A 17,008-nucleotide genomic window follows, 5' to 3' on the forward strand; every position below is an offset into this window, starting at 1 on the left:
GCCGAGTGAGAGCGATCCGGAGAACGATGAGCACCCTGTACGACATTGCGCTGACGACCCTGGCCGGCGATCCCGCCACGCTGGCCGACCACCGGGGCAAGGCGCTGCTGCTGGTCAATGTGGCCTCCAAGTGCGGGCTCACCCCCCAGTACGCGGGCCTCCAGCGGCTCCAGCAGCGCTTCGCGGGGCGGGGCTTCACGGTCCTGGGCTTCCCCTGCAACCAGTTCATGGGCCAGGAGCCGGGCAGTGCCGAGGAGATCCAGACGTTCTGCTCCACCACATATGGGGTGGACTTCCCGCTGTTCGAGAAGGTGGAGGTGAACGGTGCGGGCCGGCATCCGCTGTTCACGGAGCTGACCCGCAGCGCCGACGCCGAGGGCGAGGCCGGGGACGTCCAGTGGAACTTCGAGAAGTTCCTCGTCTCGCCCCAGGGTGAGGTCGTGGGCCGGTTCCGGCCGCGTACCGAGCCCGAGGCCGACGAGGTGGTGGCCGCGATCGAGGCGCAGCTGCCCCAGGGCGCCCCGGCGTAGGTCCCGCCCTTCCCGGCCGGGCCGCGCCGTGCCTGCGCTGAGGTGCGGTGGCGGCCGACCCCGGGTCCGTCGTGCCGTGGTGGCCGTGCCACAGTGGGGCGACCGGAGCGGGTCCGGGGGCCGGCGGGGCGGGAGGGCGACGCGGTGCGGGTGCTGCTGATCGACAACCACGACTCCTACACCTACAACCTCGCCCAGCTCATCGCCGGTGTGCTCGGGGCGGAGCCCGAGGTGGTGGCCAACGACGCGCCCGCGCTGGAGCGGGCCGCGGCGACCGGCCTGGCCGGGTTCGACGCGGTCGTGGTCTCCCCGGGGCCCGGGCGCCCGCAGCGCCCCCGCGACCTCGGCGCGGTCTCGCGCGTGCTCGCCGGCACGGACCTGCCGGTGCTGGGGGTGTGCCTGGGCCACCAGGCGATCGCGCACTTGGCGGGCGCCGCGGTGCATGCGGCGCCGGTGCCCCGGCACGGCCACCTCAGCCGGGTCCGCCACAGCGGTGGCGGGCTGTTCGCGGGCCTGCCGCAGGGCTTCACCGCGGTGCGCTACCACTCGCTGGCGGTCCCCGAGCCGCTGCCGGAGGCGCTGGAGGCCACCGCTTGGGCCGAGGACGGGGTGGTGATGGGGCTGGCCCACCGCGCTCTGCCGCGGTGGGGCGTGCAGTTCCACCCCGAGTCGGTCGCCACCGAGCACGGGGCGCGCCTCATCGCCAATTTCGGCGAGCTGGCCCGGCGGGCGGGGCGCGGTCGCCCGCGGGTGTCCGAAACCGGGGACGAGCGGGGCCGGCGCACCGTGTCCGAAACCGGAACAGCCGCCCTGGACCCCGAGGTGACCCCGTCTGACCTGCGAAGACGTGACGCGTCTGTGTCCGAAACCCCGGGCGGCGATCCGGGTCCGGATCCCGGGGCGCTCCGGTTCGCGACCCTGCCTTATGCCGTGGACACCGAACGCGCCTTCGCCCGGCTCCACGGCGCCAGCGCCTACGCGTTCTGGCTGGACAGCAGCCGGACGGCCGGCCCCACGGCGCGCTTCTCCTTCCTCGGCGACGCCCAGGGGCCCCGCGGCGAAGTGCTGACCTACCGGGCGGGCGAGGGCGCGGTGACCGTGGCCGCCGAGGGCGCGGCCGAGCGGCGCGAGAGCGGGAGCATTTTCGACGTCCTGCGGCGGCGTACCGCGGCCCGCCCCGGCCCCGCGCCGGCCGGGCTGCCGTTCGACTTCGCCGGCGGGTACGTGGGCTACTTCGGCTACGAGCTCAAGGCCGACCTGGGAGCGCCGGGCCGCCACCGCTCCGATGTGCCCGATGCGGTGTGGCTGCGCTGCGACCGCTTCGTCGCCGTCGACCACGCGGCGGGCCGCACCTATGCGGTGGCCGCCGACGGCGGCGCCGACGGCGAGGCCTGGATCGCGCAGACGCTGCGGGCGCTGGCCGCCCTGCCCCCGCTGCCGCCGGCCGGGGAGCCCGGCGGGGCGGACCCTGAGCCGCTGCTGGAGCGGCCGCGCGCGGGCTATGAGGCCGACGTCAAGGAGTGCCTGGGCCGCCTCGTGGAGGGGGAGAGCTACGAGATCTGCCTGACCACGCGGCTGCGGCTGCCCGCGCCCGACGATGACCTCGCCTACTACCGGCGGCTGCGCCGGGCCGCCCCCGCCCCCTATGGGGCGCTGCTGCGGCTGGGGGAGGCCGGGGTGTTCAGCGCCTCGCCGGAGCGGTTCCTGAGGGTGGGCGGCGACGGAAGTGCCGAGAGCCGGCCCATCAAGGGGACCGCGCCGCGCCACGGCGACCCGGAGGTGGACGCCCGGCGGGTGCGGGCGCTGCGGGAGGACGCCAAAACGCGGGCGGAGAACCTGATGATCGTGGACCTGGTCCGTAACGACCTGGGCCGGGTGTGCGAGGTGGGCGGGGTGGGGGTGCCGGGGCTGATGTTCACCGAGTCCCACGCCGGGGTGCACCAGCTGGTCTCCACGGTGCGCGGGCGGCTGCGCGGGGATGTGCACGCAATGGACGCCGTGGCCGCGTGCTTTCCGCCGGGGTCGATGACGGGTGCGCCCAAGGGGCGGACGATGGAGGTCATCGACGGGCTGGAGGTGTCGGCGCGCGGGGTGTACTCGGGTGCGCTGGGCTATGTGTCCTACAGCGGCGCGGCCGATCTCAGCGTCGTGATCCGCACCGCGGTGCGCTCGGGCGGCGTCCTGACGGTGGGCGCGGGCGGGGCGGTGGTGCTCGATTCCGACCCGGGCGAGGAGTACCGGGAGATGCTGCTGAAGGCCGCCGTGCCCCTCAGCGGGCTGCCGGGGCGTCCCGGCGGCTGAGCCCGCCTCCGCCCGGTTGCGCCCGGGTGTCATGCGGCCGGGCGGGCGGTGTCCTCCATCGGCGGGTTGAGCCGGGCGAAGCCCTCTTGGCGCCGGTACGGGAAGTACGGGTAGGGCGCGGTGGTGCGGCTGGCGGCGTCGAGGCGGGCCATGTGCTCGTCGGAGAGCATCCAGCCGATGGCGCCGAGGTTCTGGCGCAGCTGGTTCTCGTCGCGGGCGCCGATGATGACCGAGGCGACGGTGGGGCGCCGCAGCAGCCAGTTGGTGACTCCTCCACCCCGCAAAAAGGGGGTAGCTTCTCGCTATGCCGGTTGGGCTTCGCGACGGGCCAGCCCGGCCCGTAGAACGTTGGTGGCCGCCACTGTGTCGGCGTGGGCGCTGTGACCGCACGACTGACAGTGGAACTTCTCCTGTGTGGGCCGGTTCTGCTGGGCGGTGTGCCCGCATTCGGGGCACCGCCGGGAGGTGTTGCGGGGGTCCACGGCCATCACTTCCCGTCCGGCGCTCTCAGCCTTGGCGTTCAGGATCGCGAGGAACACCCCCCATCCGGCATCGGCTATCGAGCGGTTCAATCCCGCCTTGCCCGAGGCCCCGTTGGGTAGAAAGGCACCCGGTACGTTGGGGTCCGGCTTCGGGGCAGGAGCCCGGCTCATGTTGCGGATCTTGAGGTCTTCGTGCGCGATGAAGGCATGGTGCCGCACGAGGTCGAGCGCGGTCTTGTGGGCATGGTCGAGCCGTTGTCGGCGCACCTTGCGGTGCAGCTTTGCTACGTTCTCCACCGCCTTGCGGCGTCTCGTCGACCGGCTCTCGCAACAGCTGAGGGCCTGCTGAGCCGTAACGAGCTTTGCGGCAGCCTTGCGTCCGTGACGCGGGTTGGGTACAAACCCGCCGTCGGAGTCGGCGAGGAAATTGGCGATGCCCATATCGACCCCGATCGCGCTGGACGTCGGCGTCAGCGGCTCCGGCTCCCGCTCGGCTGTCACCATCACATACCAGCGGTGCCCTTCGCGCTTGACGCTGATCGTCCTGACCGTGCCGTTCACCGGCCGATGCCGGTGCACCCTGACGTGCCCGACACCCTGAAGGCGCACCCGGGCCACACGGTCATGCGGGGTGGAGTCCCAGCGGCAGCCGTCGCCATCCTTGGGGAACTCCACGGTGTCAAACCGGCCGACCCCGCGGTAGCGGGGATATCCGGGGGTTTCCCCAGTCTTGACGCGGCGGAAGAACGCCGCGAACGCCCTATCCAGCCGACGCAGTGTTGCCTGCTGGGAGGAGAACGACCAGCGGCCCTGGCACTCGGGGTCGAACGCCCGGATCTCCTTGAGCTGCGCAGACTGCTGCCCGTAGCGGATGGTGGTCTTGGAGGGGCGCTGATAGGCGTCGCGACGTTCCTGCAAGGCAGCGTTGTAGAGCGAGCAGTGGTCGCGCAACATTGCCGCCAGTACGGCCCTCTGGCTCATGGTGGGCCGCAGGAGGAACTTGTACGCGCGAATCATCCAGCACACCCCCTCCGAGTGAGTCAACGTTGACCATATCGGTGGTCCATGTCGCCGCGCTGGGAATCGCCCGATCCCCATGAGGTGGTCCGCGCGGGATCGGCCCCCCTGTACTACCGGCTGCTGACGACCGGCGCCCCGCTGGACGAGGCCGCGGCGGACCGCGCCGCCGAGGCCGCGGCGGCCGCAGCCCGCGCGGGGGCCTACCGGTCCGGCGGCGGGGACGCGCTCGGCTGAGCCCCGGTCCCCGGTCAGCGGACCGGGGCTCAGCCGGCGTGATGGGCCGCCGGTCAGCGGCCGGCGAGGACCTCGTCGAGGCGCTCGTAGCCCTCGGTGACGCCCTTCTCCATGTTGCTGCTGATCATGCCGTCGCGGGCCTCCATCGACGGGAAGGTGCTGTGGCCGGTGAGGCGGGTGCGGCCGCCGCCGAGGTCCTCCAAGGTCAGCGTCTGGATGCTGACGGAGTCGGGCACGCCCTCGTATTCGAAGGTCTGGATGATCGTCTCGTTGGGGCGGACGGTGTGGAAGACGCCGTTGAAGGCGTAGGACCCGCCGGAGCCGTCGCTGTGCACGTAGCGGTAGCGCCCGCCGGTGCGCACGTCGTAGGCCTCGATGTCCATGTCGTAGCCGTGGGGGCCCAGCCACTGCTTGACCAGGCCCGGGTCGGTGTGGGCGCGGAAGACGGCCTCGACCGGGGCGTCGAACTCGCGGGTGATCTCGATGAAGGGGACGCCCTCGGGGGCGGTGACGGTGACGGGGTTGGTGCTCATTGGTCTGTGTCTCCCATGGTGTCGAGCAGGGCGTCCAGGCGCCGGAATCTGCGTTCGTGGTCGAGCCGGTAGGTGTCGATCCAGGCGGTCAGCGACTCCAGCGCGCCCGGGTTCAGGTGGACGGGGCGGCGCTGGGCCTCGCGGGTGCGGGTGACCAGGCCTGCGTGTTCGAGGACCTGGATGTGCTTGGAGACCGCCTGCTTGGAGATGTCGAACGGGGCGGCGAGCTCGTTGACGGTGGCCGGTCCGGTGCTCAGGCGGGCGATGATCCGCCGGCGCACCGGGTCGGCGAGGGCGGCGAAGGCCCGGTCGAGCGCGTCGTCGCCGGATCCGCCGGTCGCGGGTTCAGGGGGTCCGGGCAGTTTATTCAACCTTCCCGTTGGTCAACCATCTCGTTGATTAAGAACTTATGCCGCTCCGCCGCTCGCGTCAACCCCTTCCGTCGGCGGGTCGACATCGCGTGCACACGGCAACGCCGCGGGCGCCCCCTCAATGGGGGCGCCCGCGGCGCGGTGGTGCTGGGGTCAGCCCGCCGGGCGCAGGGCGGCCGCCTCGGTGGCCAGGGCGGTGATGCGCGCCCAGTCGCCCGCGGCCAGGGCATCGCCGGGGGTGAGCCAGGTGCCGCCGACGCAGCCGACGTTGGGCAGCGCCAGGTAGTCGGGCGCGTTGGCGGGGGTGATGCCGCCGGTGGGGCAGAAGCGGGCCTGCGGCAGCGGCCCCGACAGCGACTTGAGCAGGGGGCGCCCGCCCGCGGCCTCGGCGGGGAAGAACTTCATGGCGGTCACGCCGGCCTCCAGCAGCGCCAGCGCCTCCGACGCGGTCGCCACCCCGGGCAGGAACGGCAGCCCGGTTGCGGCCATGGCCTCGCGCAACGTGGGGGTGCAGCCCGGGCTGACCAGGAACGCGGCGCCGGCCTTGGCGGCGTCGGCGGCCTGGGCGGGGGTGGTCACGGTGCCGGCGCCGACCACGGCCCCGGGCACCTCGGCGGCGATGCGCTCGATGGCGGGCAGCCCGGCCTCGGTGCGCAGGGTGACCTCGATGGCGGGCAGGCCGCCGGCGACCAGCGCGCGCGCCAGGGGGACCGCGGTCGCCGCGTCGTCCAGGACGACGACGGGGATGACCGGGGCCAGGGTGAACAGGTCGGCGCTGCTGCGGGGCTTCATGGGGTGGTCTCCAAGCACTGGTCGAGCCGGGCCGCCGTGCCGAGCAGCGCCGGGGTGGGCGCGGTGATCAGCACGGTGGCGATGTCCTTCACATAATCGGTCATCCGGTACTTCGATTCGAACCGGATCCGGAAATCGCTGCGCTGGAGGACCTCCGCGATCCGCGGCGCGATCCCCCCGCCCACGAACACGCCGCCCGTGGCGCCGAGGGTGAGCGCGCAGTCCCCGGCGAAGCCGCCCAGCAGCGCGCAGAACACCTCCAGCGTCAGCGCGCACAGCGGGTCCTCGTCGGCCGTGTCGCAGATCCGCTCCGCCGGCAGCGGCGCGGCCGCGGCGCCGCCGTGCACCCGGGCCAGGGCGCCGTGCAGCCGGGTCATCCCGGGGCCGGAGAGGACGCATTCGGCGGTGACGGTGCCCTGGCCGGCGCGCAGGGTGCGCAGCACCTCGATCTCGAGGTCGGTGGCCGGGCTCAGGCCGACGTGGCCGCCCTCGCCCGAGACCGGCACCCAGCCGCCGCCGGGGGCGGGCAGCAGCCCGGCGACGCCCAGGCCGGTGCCGGGCCCCAGCACCGCCATGGGGCGGCGGGCCGCGGGCGGGGGCCCGCCCAGGGCGAGCAGGTCGCCGCCGTCCAGGCGGGGCAGGGCCAGCGCCAGCGCCGCGAAGTCGTTGACCACCTCGATGTGCGCCAGCCCCAGCTCGCGGCGGGTGTCTTCGGCCGAGCAGTCCCAGCGGGCGTTGGTGAGCCGGATCCGGTCGCCCTCGACCGGCCCGGCCACCGCCACGCACGCCGCGCCGGGGCGGGCGCCGCCGGTGCGCTCCAGGTAGGTGCGGGCGGCCGAGGCGAGGTCGGGGTGGTCGGCGCACAGCAGGCGGCAGACGTCGCGCGGGCGCGCCCCGGGGGCGTCGACCAGGCCGAAGCGGGCGTTGGTGCCGCCGATGTCGGCCACGAGCCAGGGGCGGGAGCGCGCGGGCGCCGGGACGGCGGGCTGCGTCAGCGGGGGAGCGGCGGTCACCGGGCGGCCCCGAAGACCCCGGCGCCCTGCTCGGCCGGGCCGACCGCCCGGCGCAGGGCGGCGAACAGCTCGCGGCCGGTGCCCACCGCGGGCTCGGCGGCGGGGGCGGCGGGGGCGCGCTCCATGAGGTCGGGGGCCAGCACCTCCAGGGTGCCCGCTGTGGCGTCGAGGCGGATGGTGTCGCCGTCGCGCACCCGGGCCAGGGGGCCGCCCGCGGCGGCCTCGGGGGAGACGTGGATGGCGGCGGGCACCTTGCCCGAGGCGCCGGACATGCGTCCGTCGGTGACCAGGGCGACCCGGTGGCCGCGGTCCTGGAGGACGCCCAGGGGCGGGGTGAGCTTGTGCAGCTCGGGCATGCCGTTGGCCTGCGGCCCCTGGAAGCGGACCACGGCGACGAGGTCGGCGTCGAGCTCGCCGGCGTCGAAGGCGGCCTGGAGGCCGGCCTGGTCGTCGAAGACGCGGGCGGGGGCCTCGATGACGTGGCGTTCGGGGGCCACGGCCGAGACCTTGACGACGGCGCGGCCCAGGTTGCCGGCGACCATGCGCAGTCCGCCGTCGGGGGAGAAGGGGTCGTCTGCGGGGCGCAGAACGGCGGTGTCGGTGCTGGCCTTGGGTTCGTCGTCCCAGGCCAGGCCGGAGGGGCCCAGTTCGGGGCGGTGGCGGTAGCGGTCCAGGCCGGGGCCGGCGAGGGTGGCGACGTCGGCGTGGAGGAGCCCGCTGTCGAGGAGCTGGGCGATCAGGTAAGCGGTGCCCCCGGCGTCGTGGAAGCGGTTCACATCGGCCGCGCCGTTGGGGTACATGCGGGTCAGCAGCGGGACGGCCGTCGACAGGTCGGCGAAGTCGTCCCAGGTCAGCTCGATGCCCGCGGCCGCGGCGACGGCCACCAGGTGCAGGGTGTGGTTGGTGGAGCCGCCGGTAGCCAGCAGCGCCACCACGGCGTTGGCGATCGCGCGCTCGTCGACGACCTCGCCGATGGGCGTGTGGTGCTCGCCCAGGGCGGTCAATCCGGTGACGCGGCGCCCGGCCTCGGCGGTGAGAGCCTCGCGCAGCGGGGTGCCCGGCGGCACGAAGCTGGCGCCGGGCAGGTGCAGGCCCATGACCTCCATGAGCATCTGGTTGGAGTTGGCGGTGCCGTAGAAGGTGCAGGTGCCGGGGGCGTGGTAGGCGGCGGATTCGGCCTGGAGCAGTTCGGTGCGCCCGGCCTTGCCCTCGGCGAAGAGCTGGCGGACGCGGGCCTTGTCAGCGTTGGGCAGGCCCGAGGGCATGGGCCCGGCGGGGACGAACGCCACCGGCAGGTGGCCGAAGGACAGGGCCCCGATGAGCAGGCCGGGCACGATCTTGTCGCACACCCCCAGCATCAGGGCGCCGTCGAACATGTCGTGGGACAGGGCCAGGGCGGTGGACATGGCGATGACGTCGCGGCTGAACAGCGACAGCTCCATGCCCGCGCGGCCCTGGGTGATGCCGTCGCACATCGCAGGGACGCCGCCGGCGAACTGGGCGACGCCCCCGGCGCCGGCGACGGCCCGCTTGAGGATCGCGGGGTAGTCCTCCAGCGGCCGGTGGGCGGAGAGCATGTCGTTGTAGGCGGAGACGATGGCGATGTTGGGCTTGACGTCGGCGCTCAGCGCGAGCTTGTCGGCGGGTGCGCAGGCGGCGAAGCCGTGGGCGAGGTTGGCGCAGCCCAGCCCGGCGCGCGCCGGGCCTTCGGCGGCCGCGGCGCCGATGCGGTCCAGGTAGGCGGCGCGCGCGGTGGCGCTGCGCTCGGCGATGCGCCGGGTGACCTCGGCGAGGCGGGGGTGGAGGGTCGTCATCGGGGGTGCTCCTGTTCGTGCCGTGGGCGGGCGGGCGCCTGGGGTCGGGTGGGGGCGCCGGGGCGTGCCCGGGGGCCGGGCGGGTACTGCCGCGCCCGGACCGTGACACAGGGCACGTTGTGGACGTAAGGCAACATAGCGGCGGGTTCGGTCACATAACAAGCTCCACTTAAGGAGTATTTTTTACATAAGTCGTCCTGGTTCGTCCGCCGACCGCCCAGAAGCGTGTTTCAATGGGGCATGCCACGCCGCACCGCTCCCTCCCCCGGAGCCGTCTCCAGCGGCCACGTGCTGCGGCTCATCCGCACCGGCGACGCCGCCACCCGCACCGAGATCGGCCGCCGCACCGGCCTGTCCCGGCCCGCCGTGGCGCTGCGCGTCACCGAGCTGCTGGCCCACGGGCTGGTCACCGAGGATGCGACCGGCCCCTCCGGCGGCGGCCGGCCGCCCGCCCGGCTGGAGTTCAACGCCGACGCCGGCACCGTGCTCGCCGCGGTCCTGGGCTTCTCCCGCGGCCGGGCCGCCGTCTGCGACCTCGCCGGCCGCATCCTGGCCCAGGCCGACGGCGCGCCGCCCGTGGAGGAGGGGCCCGATGCCGTGCTGCCCTGGCTGCTCGACACCTGGGAGGAGCTGCTGCGCACCGCCGGGCGCACCGGCGCCGGGGTGCGCGGCGCCGGCATCGGCGTGCCCGGCACCGTGGAGTTCGCCGCCGGCCGCGCCCCGACCCCGCCCGTGCTCGCGGGCTGGGGCGGCGTGGAGATCCGGCCCCTGGTGGCCGCGCGCTTCGACGTCCCGGTGCTGCTGGACAACGACGTCAACGCCATGGCCCTGGGGGAGCACCGGGCCCGCCACCCCGGCGTCGGCGACCTGGTCTTCGTCAAGGCCTCCACCGGGATCGGCGCCGGCATCGTCTCCGGCGGCACCCTCCTGCGCGGCGCTCTGGGCGCCGCGGGCGAGATCGGGCACATCCCCGTCCGCGACGGCGGGGGCACGCCGTGCCGCTGCGGCAACACCGACTGCCTGGAGGCCGTGGCCGGCGGCCCCGCGCTGCTGGAGCGGCTGGCCGCCCAGGGCCGCGCGGTCGCCGGGGTCCCGGAGCTGGCCGCCCTGGCCCGGGGCGGCGACCCCGCGGCCGTCACCCTGGTGCGCGGCGCCGGCCGGCGCATCGGCGAGGTCCTGGCCGGGGCGGTCAATCTGCTCAACCCGGCCGTGATCGTGCTGGGCGGCGACCTCGCCCAGGCCTACGACCCCCTGGTGGCCGGGGTGCGCGAGGTGGTCTTCCACCGCTCCACCGCCCTGGCCACGCGACGGCTGCGCATCGTCCCCGGCCACACCGGCGGCGACGCCGGCCTACTGGGAGCGGCCGCGTTGGTCCTGGACCGCATCCTGTCCCCGGACGCGGTCGACGCCCACCTGGCGGCGGCCCGGTAGGCCCGGCCGGGGCGCGGCGTCCCGCCGGTGGGACCGGTGCGAGCCGGCGCGCCGGTGGCGGGTACGGTCGGCGGGCCCAGGTCCGCCGGGGGGACGGGTCAGGCGGAGCGGCGGCCGTGGTCGCGGCGGTAGCGGCGGCGGAACTCCGCCTTGAGGGCGGCGGCGCGGGCGGGGTCGCGCGGCGGGGTGCGGTGGTGCTCTGACGCGGGGACCGCGCGGGCGGCGTAGAAGTCGTAGTCGTCGTCGCCGGGGCTGAGGACGTCGGTGCCGCAGGCGAAGACCGGCGTGGAGGGGTCGGCGTAGCCGACCGCGACGTGGATGGTGCCGTCCGGGTACCGGACCGCGATCTCCGGCGTCATGCCATCACCCCGTAGTTGTCCTCGAAGTACCTGGTGACATCGTAGGCGAGTCCGGTGTCCCCGGCCAGCATGTCGTCGAGCACCTCGAAGCCGTCGGAGGCCGTGAGGGCGAACGCCTCGGCCCACCACTCGTGGCGCTTGTGCCAGTAGGGGTTCTCCAGCAGCGGCAGGCACGCCTTGTGCAGGTCGCGCCATTCGCGGGTCTCCGACATCATCTGGTCGGCGATGTCGAGGACGTGGCCGGTCTCGTGCAGGACCAGCGAGATCGACTCGTGCGGCAGGGATCCCAGGGCCATCACTCCGTAGCGGTAGATCCCGGCCAGCCGGTCGAAGGGCCGGGAGTGGGGGTCGTCGGGGTCGGTGCGCAGCCCGCGCAGGTGCCCCATGTGGTCCAGGTCGACGACGGAGCCCTCGCCGACGTAGATGCCGTCGACCTCGTCGGCCAGGCGTTCGGCCAGGTGGGAGGGGAGGTTGGCGAACCCGTCGATGATGTCGCGGACCGACTGCGGGGGGATCGTGCCCGCCGCCCACTGGCGGTGCAGGACGGCCTCCAGGCGGCCCACGTGCCGCCGCCCGTCGCCGGGGATGGGGATGACGTTCAGCGGGTGCGGACCGCATTCAACGCGTTTTCTCACTGGATGGACTGTAGAGGGACAAAAGGAGTGGTTTTCTCGCAACGGACGGGAAGTGACCCACGTCACTTCCGCCGCTCCGGGATCGGCCGCCTCAACGGCCCGAACTGCCCTGGCTGGCGTGCCACAGCTTGCGCGGCGCCCCCGCGGCGCCGGCCGGGGTGATGTCGGCGTAGGGGGACAGGGCGTAGCCGTTGGCGTAGCGGATCCGCGGCCCGCCGACCCCGGCCACCGCGGCGCGGCCGCCGTCCCCGCGCAGCCGCTCGCCCAGCGCCGCGGGCCCCTCCTCCCGACGGATCCGGGCCAGCTCCTCCAGGTCGTAGGCGTGGGTGGCGTTGACGGTCGCCAGCCCCGTCCCCGCCCGGCGCACCCGGCCGCGCGCGACCAGCAGCCAGGACCCGAACACGGTGGCCGCACAGCGGTCCTGCACCGATTCGAAGAAGGTCAGGTCCACCAGGCCCGTGGCGTCGTCCAGCGTGGTGAAGATGATGCGCTGGCCCGAGCGCACCGCCGGCGTCTGCGTGGCCACCTTCACCCCCACCACCAGCACCTCCGCCCCCGCCGGGACCCGGTGCAGGTCGCGGGCGCGCACCGCGCCGTGGGAGGCGGCCAGCTCGGCGAGCACCTCGGCGTGGCAGTCCAGCAGGTGCCGGGACGCGTCATAGCCCAGCACCTCCAGCTCGGCCTGCACCTCCTCGGCCACCGTCATCTCCGGCAGCGTGCCGCCGCGCACCTCGCCCACCTGCTCCAGGGCCATGGGCAGCTGCCCGCCCCCCAGCGCCCGGCGCCCGGCCCGCTCCAGGGCGCCGGCGCGCAGCAGCAGGTCGCGCCGGGTCGGGCCGGAGCCGATCCCGTACATCCGGTCGAAGGCCCCCACCAGCACCAGCCGGTCCAGCACGTCGCGGGAGGGGCGGGCCCGGGCGGCGAAGTCGCTCAGCGAGGCGAAGGGCCGCCCGGCCAGGACGGCGTCGACCTCGGCGTCGGTGATGCCCTTGACGTCGGCCAGCGCCGCCCGGACCCCCCACACCCCGTTCTCCAGGAGCTCGGCCCGCCATACCCGGTCGGAGGCGTTGACGTCGACCCCCAGCACCGGCACCCCGAACCGGCGGGCGTCGTCGATGATCGCCCGGCGCGGGTACATGCCCGGGTCGTGGGTGAGCAGCCCGGAGTAGAACGCCGCCGGGTGGTGCCGCTTCAGCCACGCCGACTGGTAGGTGGGCAGCGCGAACGCCGCCGCATGCGCCTTGCAGAACCCGAACGCGCCGAAGGCGGCGATGACCTCCCAGACCCGCTCCACCACATCGGCGGGGTGGCCGCAGTCGGCGGCCATGGCGGTGAACTCTTTGCGGACCCCCTCCTTGCCCTCGTCGCTGCTGAGCCGGCGCCGCATCTGCTCGGCCTCGTCGTGGCCGCAGCCGGTCATGGCGTGCAGCACCCGGATGACCTGCTCGTGGAAGATCACCACGCCGCCGGTCTCGGCGAGCGCGTCGCGCAGCGCGGGGGAGGGGTAGTCGGGTTCGCGCAGGCCGTCGCGGGCGGCGATGAAGGGGGTGACCATGTCGCTGTTGACCGGCCCCGGCCGGAACAGGGAGATGTCGACGATCAGGTCCTCCAGGCAGGCGGGGCGCAGCCGGCTGACCAGCTCGCGCTGGCCGGGCGACTCGATCTGGAAGCAGCCCAGCGTCCGCGAGGAGCGGATCATGGCGTAGGTGGCGGGGTCGCCGTGGGCCAGGGCGGAGGGGCCGGCGGAGCCGGGGTGCGGCGGCGCGCCGCCGCCCGAGGCGGGAGCGGTGGCGGTGGGGGTGTCGATGTCCACCCGGCCGCCGCCCGTGCGCTCGACCTCCGCCAGGGCGTGGGTCATGGCCGACTGCATGCGCACCCCGATGACGTCGAGCTTGATCAGCCCCATGTGCTCGACGTCGTCCTTGTCGAACTGCACCATGTCGTAGCCCACCCGGCTGGGCTCCAGCGGCGTGCGGTCGCGCAGGGAGGCGTCGGAGACGACGATCCCGCACGGGTGCATGGCGATGTGGCGGGGCAGCCCGTCGAGCCGCTCGGCCAGCCGGAACAGCGTCTGGGCCGAAGCGCCGTCGACCAGGCCGCCCGAGCGCAGCTCGGGCAGGTCGGCGCAGGCCGCGCGGATCTGGCGGGCGCGGATGTGCGGGAACGCCTTGGCCAGCACGTCGATCTCGTGCGGGGGGATGCCCATGACCGCGCCCACGTCGCGGATGGCGCTGCGGGCCCGGTAGGTCTCCATCATCGACACGCAGGCGGCGTCGGGGTAGGCGTCGAAGATCGCCTCGTAGGCGTCCAGCCGCCGGGCCGACTCCACGTCCAGGTCGATGTCGGGCAGGCCGGTGCGGCTATCGGACAGGAAGCGCTCCATCAGCAGCCCGTGGGCCATCGGGTCGATCGCCGAGATCCCGATGAGGTGGTTGACCAGGCTCCCCGCCCCCGACCCGCGGATGGAGCAGCGGATGCCCCGGCCGCGGATGCGCCCGGCGATGTCGGCCACGGTGAGGAAGTAGGCGGAGAACCCCTTGCGCTCGATGATCCCCAGCTCGTGGGCGAGCCGCGACCGCGCCGCCTGGTCGCGGGAGCGGCCCAGCCGGTCCAGCCCGTCCTTGCACGCCCGCCACAGCCGGTCGCGGGCGTCGGCGAACACGGGCAGGTGGGGGCGGTCCATGCCCAGGTCGGTGCCGGGGTCCAGGACACAGGAGGCGGCGAGGGCGCGGGTATGGGCCAGCAGCCGCCGCGCCGCGGTCGCATCGCCGCCGCAGATCCGCTCGGCGACCTCGGCCATCTCCGCCGTGCTCTTCAGGTGGGCCTGGGCGCCCGCGGGCGCGGGCGGCCCGCCCCCGCCGGGCAGCCAGCGCCGCGCCTCGTCGAGCACGCGGGCGACCTCGGCGTCGGCGGGGGCCGGGTAGCGGACGGCGTTGCCCAGGATGGCCAGGGTCCGGGCCTCGGCGGCCAGCCGCAGCAGGGCGGTGGCCTGCCGGTGCTCGCCGGGGCCGTAGTGGTCGACCAGCTCGACGGCGACCTCGGCGATGTGGCGCCAGCGCTCGAGCAGGCGGCGGGCGCGCTCGGGGCGGCGGTCGGCCGCGGCCCGGCCCACATCGGAGCCGGGCCCCAGCAGCACCACCAGCCCTTCGGCGTGGGCGGCGATCGTGTCGCGGGACACAGCGGGCACGCCCCGCGTCCCCGAGGCGTGGGCGGCGCTGATGAGCCGGCACAGGGAGGCCCAGCCCGTGCGGCCGCGGGCCAGGACGGTGACCCGGCCCCCTTCGGGGGCGGCCACGGCCAGGTCGGCGCCGAGGATCGGCTTGATGCCCGCCTCGCGGCAGGCGCGCACGTGGGCGACCGCGCCGTAGACACCGTCGCGGTCGGTCAGGGCCAGCATGTCCATGCCCTGGGCGGCGGCCCGCTCCACCAGCGCGGCGGGGCGCACGGTGCCGTGCCGCATCGAGGCGGAGGAGGCCACGCTCAGGTGCGCGAAGGCATCGGCCATCAGGCGCGGCCCTCCGGGCCCCGCGGCGGCATGCCGGCCGTCCCCATGTTCGTCCCCCCACCGCTCGCCGCGTGCGGCCAGGGCACGACGGCATGCGCCGAAAACCCGGGGAAGACAGGCCGAATTCGTACTTACGTACGAACACTACCGCACGGGTCGACCGGCGCGCACCCCTGACCTGGGGAGAGGCGGGACACGGGCGGGCGAGCCCCCGTGCCCCGCGGGAGGGTATCGGTCACCGCGCGGGGGCGTCCGCCTAGTCGGCGTACCCGTAGCCGCCGCCCACGGGGGCGTCGGGGCGGCCGGCGGCGGCCGTCTCCTCCAGGGCGGCGGTGACCTCGCTCCAGGAGGGCGGATGGGCGGCCCGGGCATCGTGCAGGACGGTGACGCGGGGGATGGCGCGCAGGGTGGCGACGCTGCGCCCGAACGCCGGGTGGCTCGCCAGGTCCGGCTTGCAGTGCGGCACCAGGAGCGTGGGCACCCCGAAGCCGAACATCTCGCACACCAGCCCGACCGCGAAGCCGTCGGCGATCCCGTTGGCGATCTTGTTGACGCTGGTGAAGGTCAGCGGGCAGGCCAGGACGGCGTCGGGCGGCGGAAGCGGGGCGCCGGTGCCGGGCATGCGGAACTCCACGCGCACGGGCTCACCGGTCAGCTCCGCCAGCTCGGCGGGGTCGTGGAAGCGGGTGCCCATGGGGGTGGACAGGACGCTCACCCGCCAGCCGGCGTCCTGCACCCCCCGCACCAGATCGGACACGGGTTCGCGGACCATGGCACCGGAGACGATCAGGTACAGGGTTTTCGCCATAGGGGAAGTCTAGGGACCCGGGGCAGGTCAGCGCGGGGTGAACGGCACATCCGGACAGATGCGGCCGGGCCGGAACCCCGCCCGCCGTCCTCGGGCGAGGCCCGGCCCATCCGCCGGGTCACCTCGACGTGCAGGCGCGCGAGAGCTCGTCGAGCCGGTCGCGCTCCCTGGCGGTCAGGGTGAGGTCCATCGCCCCGGCGCTCTCGGCCGCCTGGTGCGGCCTGGAGGCGCCGGGGATCACGATGACGGTGTCGCCGTAGAAGCCGACCAGCCAGTTGAGCGCCACCTGGGCGGGCGTGGCCCCGTGGGCGTCGCCGATGGCGCGCAGCTCGTCGATGAGTGGGGCCGTGCGGGCCAGCGCCTTCGGAGAGAACCCGCCTATCGCCCGCCGCGTCCGCGGAACGGCGGCGACGAGGCCGGGATCGGCGTGGAACTTGCCGGTGAGCAGGCCCGAGTGCAGCGGGCTGTAGGCGATCAGCGTGATGCCGAGCCGGCGTGCGGCCTCCAGGGTGCCGTCGCGCTCGATGTCGCGCTTCAGCAGGCTCACCTGGACCTGGTTGGACGCCAGTTCGATGCCCCGGGAGCGCAGGAGGTTGTGGGCCGCGGTCATCTGGCGGGCCGAGAAGTTGCTGACGCCCACCGCCCGGATCCGCCCGCTCTCCTTCAGGTCGGCCATCCGCCGCACCTGGGCCGGGATCGACGACAGGTTCCCGAAGGGCATGTGGATCTGGTGCAGGTCGATGGGGAAGCCCTGGAGGGCCTCCAGCCGTGCGCCGACCGTGTGCGTGATGCTGGCCGCCGTCCGCAGGAGCGGCAGCCACTTGGTGGCGATGGTGACGCCGCCCGGCTCGATTCCGCGCTGGGCCAGCGCGGTGGTCAGGGCCCGCTCGGAGCCGCCGCTGCCGTACAGCTCGGCGGTGTCGAACCAGTCGACCCCGCCGTCCAGTGCCGCGCCGACGATCGAGGTGGCCGTCGGCTGGTCGATGTGAGGGTAGAAGCCCGCTGTCAGCCCGCCGCCGGAGAGCTGCATGCAGCCAAGGCCGATGGGGGAGACCTCGATGCCGGTCCGGCCCAGTTGTCGCCTGTCCATCACGCACCGCCTTTACAGGGGTCGCCGGGAAATCCGCCGACTGAGACACGACTGTCTCGATCCTAGGCGTTGGTGTCAAGAGTTGAGACG

The 17,008-nt window shown here is 74.6% G+C and carries 16 protein-coding genes; 4 read left to right on the top strand and 12 right to left on the bottom strand.

What is annotated here, in order from left to right:
- The first annotated feature begins 26 nt into the window (after window positions 1–26).
- Window positions 27–530, top strand: a complete 504-nt coding sequence (locus tag ACFOVU_RS16190; protein ID WP_378534462.1) for a glutathione peroxidase — start codon at window positions 27–29, stop codon at window positions 528–530.
- 144 nt (window positions 531–674) lie between these two features.
- Window positions 675–2,831 carry a chorismate-binding protein gene (locus tag ACFOVU_RS16195; RefSeq protein ID WP_378534903.1) on the top strand — a complete coding sequence of 719 codons (2,157 nt, stop codon included), beginning with the start codon at window positions 675–677 and terminating at the stop codon, window positions 2,829–2,831.
- Window positions 2,832–2,860: 29 nt separating this feature from the next.
- Here ACFOVU_RS16195 and ACFOVU_RS16200 read toward each other — a convergent pair whose 3' ends face one another.
- Window positions 2,861–3,115 carry an aldo/keto reductase gene (locus ACFOVU_RS16200; RefSeq protein WP_378534464.1) on the bottom strand — a complete coding sequence of 85 codons (255 nt, stop codon included), beginning with the start codon at window positions 3,113–3,115 and terminating at the stop codon, window positions 2,861–2,863.
- An 18-nt stretch (window positions 3,116–3,133) separates the two neighbouring features.
- Complete coding sequence (locus tag ACFOVU_RS16205) at window positions 3,134–4,330, bottom strand: RNA-guided endonuclease InsQ/TnpB family protein (protein WP_378534466.1); 1,197 nt, start codon at window positions 4,328–4,330, stop codon at window positions 3,134–3,136.
- A 48-nt stretch (window positions 4,331–4,378) separates the two neighbouring features.
- Between ACFOVU_RS16205 and ACFOVU_RS16210 the strand changes: the two genes are divergently transcribed.
- A complete protein-coding gene (locus ACFOVU_RS16210; RefSeq protein WP_378534468.1) occupies window positions 4,379–4,567 on the top strand; it encodes a hypothetical protein in 189 nt (62 codons plus the stop codon).
- Window positions 4,568–4,620: 53 nt separating this feature from the next.
- Here the strand turns inward: ACFOVU_RS16210 and ACFOVU_RS16215 are convergent, their stop codons facing one another.
- The 5 genes from ACFOVU_RS16215 to edd all read right to left on the bottom strand — a co-directional run bounded on the left by ACFOVU_RS16215 (window position 4,621) and on the right by edd (window position 9,090).
- Complete coding sequence (locus ACFOVU_RS16215; RefSeq protein ID WP_378534469.1) at window positions 4,621–5,100, bottom strand: SRPBCC family protein; 480 nt, start codon at window positions 5,098–5,100, stop codon at window positions 4,621–4,623.
- A complete protein-coding gene (locus tag ACFOVU_RS16220) occupies window positions 5,097–5,471 on the bottom strand; it encodes an ArsR/SmtB family transcription factor (RefSeq protein ID WP_378534471.1) in 375 nt (124 codons plus the stop codon). The genes ACFOVU_RS16215 and ACFOVU_RS16220 overlap by 4 nt, the downstream gene beginning before the upstream one ends.
- A 153-nt stretch (window positions 5,472–5,624) precedes the next feature.
- The gene (gene eda, locus ACFOVU_RS16225; protein ID WP_378534473.1) at window positions 5,625–6,263 is read right to left on the bottom strand and encodes a bifunctional 4-hydroxy-2-oxoglutarate aldolase/2-dehydro-3-deoxy-phosphogluconate aldolase; all 639 of its coding nucleotides are present in this window, start codon (window positions 6,261–6,263) and stop codon (window positions 5,625–5,627) included.
- Entirely contained in the window at window positions 6,260–7,276 is a 1,017-nt protein-coding gene (gene glk / locus ACFOVU_RS16230) for a glucokinase (RefSeq protein WP_378534475.1), read from the bottom strand. The genes eda and glk overlap by 4 nt, the downstream gene beginning before the upstream one ends.
- Window positions 7,273–9,090: a phosphogluconate dehydratase gene (gene edd / locus ACFOVU_RS16235; RefSeq protein ID WP_378534477.1), complete on the bottom strand. Its 1,818-nt coding sequence runs from the start codon at window positions 9,088–9,090 to the stop codon at window positions 7,273–7,275. The genes glk and edd overlap by 4 nt, the downstream gene beginning before the upstream one ends.
- 240 nt (window positions 9,091–9,330) lie before the next feature.
- Between edd and ACFOVU_RS16240 the strand changes: the two genes are divergently transcribed.
- Window positions 9,331–10,521, top strand: coding sequence for an ROK family transcriptional regulator (locus ACFOVU_RS16240; protein WP_378534479.1), 1,191 nt, complete (start codon window positions 9,331–9,333; stop codon window positions 10,519–10,521).
- A gap of 98 nt (window positions 10,522–10,619) precedes the next feature.
- On the opposite strand, the gene ACFOVU_RS16245 is transcribed toward ACFOVU_RS16240, so the two are convergent.
- The 5 genes from ACFOVU_RS16245 to ACFOVU_RS16265 all read right to left on the bottom strand — a co-directional run bounded on the left by ACFOVU_RS16245 (window position 10,620) and on the right by ACFOVU_RS16265 (window position 16,918).
- Window positions 10,620–10,880, bottom strand: a complete 261-nt coding sequence (locus tag ACFOVU_RS16245) for a hypothetical protein (protein WP_378534481.1) — start codon at window positions 10,878–10,880, stop codon at window positions 10,620–10,622.
- Window positions 10,877–11,515, bottom strand: a complete 639-nt coding sequence (locus tag ACFOVU_RS16250) for a hypothetical protein (RefSeq protein ID WP_378534483.1) — start codon at window positions 11,513–11,515, stop codon at window positions 10,877–10,879. The genes ACFOVU_RS16245 and ACFOVU_RS16250 overlap by 4 nt, the downstream gene beginning before the upstream one ends.
- Before the next feature lie 91 nt (window positions 11,516–11,606).
- A complete protein-coding gene (locus tag ACFOVU_RS16255) occupies window positions 11,607–15,020 on the bottom strand; it encodes a DNA polymerase III subunit alpha (RefSeq protein WP_378534485.1) in 3,414 nt (1,137 codons plus the stop codon).
- A gap of 256 nt (window positions 15,021–15,276) precedes the next feature.
- Window positions 15,277–15,828: a flavoprotein gene (locus ACFOVU_RS16260; RefSeq protein ID WP_378534487.1), complete on the bottom strand. Its 552-nt coding sequence runs from the start codon at window positions 15,826–15,828 to the stop codon at window positions 15,277–15,279.
- Window positions 15,829–15,946: 118 nt separating this feature from the next.
- Entirely contained in the window at window positions 15,947–16,918 is a 972-nt protein-coding gene (locus tag ACFOVU_RS16265) for an aldo/keto reductase (RefSeq protein ID WP_378534488.1), read from the bottom strand.
- Window positions 16,919–17,008: the final 90 nt, after the last annotated feature.

The sequence above is a fragment of the Nocardiopsis sediminis genome (assembly GCF_042650565.1).
Lineage (GTDB): Bacteria > Actinomycetota > Actinomycetes > Streptosporangiales > Streptosporangiaceae > Nocardiopsis_B > Nocardiopsis_B sediminis.

Excerpts from the sequence above, each read along its gene's own strand:
- ACFOVU_RS16190 (WP_378534462.1), top strand. The coding sequence starts at position 27 with ATGAGCACCCTGTACGACATTGCGCTGACGACCCTGGCCGGCGATCCC.
- ACFOVU_RS16205 (WP_378534466.1), bottom strand. The coding sequence starts at position 4,330 with ATGATTCGCGCGTACAAGTTCCTCCTGCGGCCCACCATGAGCCAGAGG.
- ACFOVU_RS16210 (WP_378534468.1), top strand. The coding sequence starts at position 4,379 with ATGTCGCCGCGCTGGGAATCGCCCGATCCCCATGAGGTGGTCCGCGCG.
- ACFOVU_RS16215 (WP_378534469.1), bottom strand. The coding sequence starts at position 5,100 with ATGAGCACCAACCCCGTCACCGTCACCGCCCCCGAGGGCGTCCCCTTC.
- eda (WP_378534473.1), bottom strand. The coding sequence starts at position 6,263 with ATGAAGCCCCGCAGCAGCGCCGACCTGTTCACCCTGGCCCCGGTCATC.
- edd (WP_378534477.1), bottom strand. The coding sequence starts at position 9,090 with ATGACGACCCTCCACCCCCGCCTCGCCGAGGTCACCCGGCGCATCGCC.
- ACFOVU_RS16240 (WP_378534479.1), top strand. The coding sequence starts at position 9,331 with ATGCCACGCCGCACCGCTCCCTCCCCCGGAGCCGTCTCCAGCGGCCAC.
- ACFOVU_RS16245 (WP_378534481.1), bottom strand. The coding sequence starts at position 10,880 with ATGACGCCGGAGATCGCGGTCCGGTACCCGGACGGCACCATCCACGTC.
- ACFOVU_RS16255 (WP_378534485.1), bottom strand. The coding sequence starts at position 15,020 with ATGGCCGATGCCTTCGCGCACCTGAGCGTGGCCTCCTCCGCCTCGATG.
- ACFOVU_RS16260 (WP_378534487.1), bottom strand. The coding sequence starts at position 15,828 with ATGGCGAAAACCCTGTACCTGATCGTCTCCGGTGCCATGGTCCGCGAA.
- ACFOVU_RS16265 (WP_378534488.1), bottom strand. The coding sequence starts at position 16,918 with ATGGACAGGCGACAACTGGGCCGGACCGGCATCGAGGTCTCCCCCATC.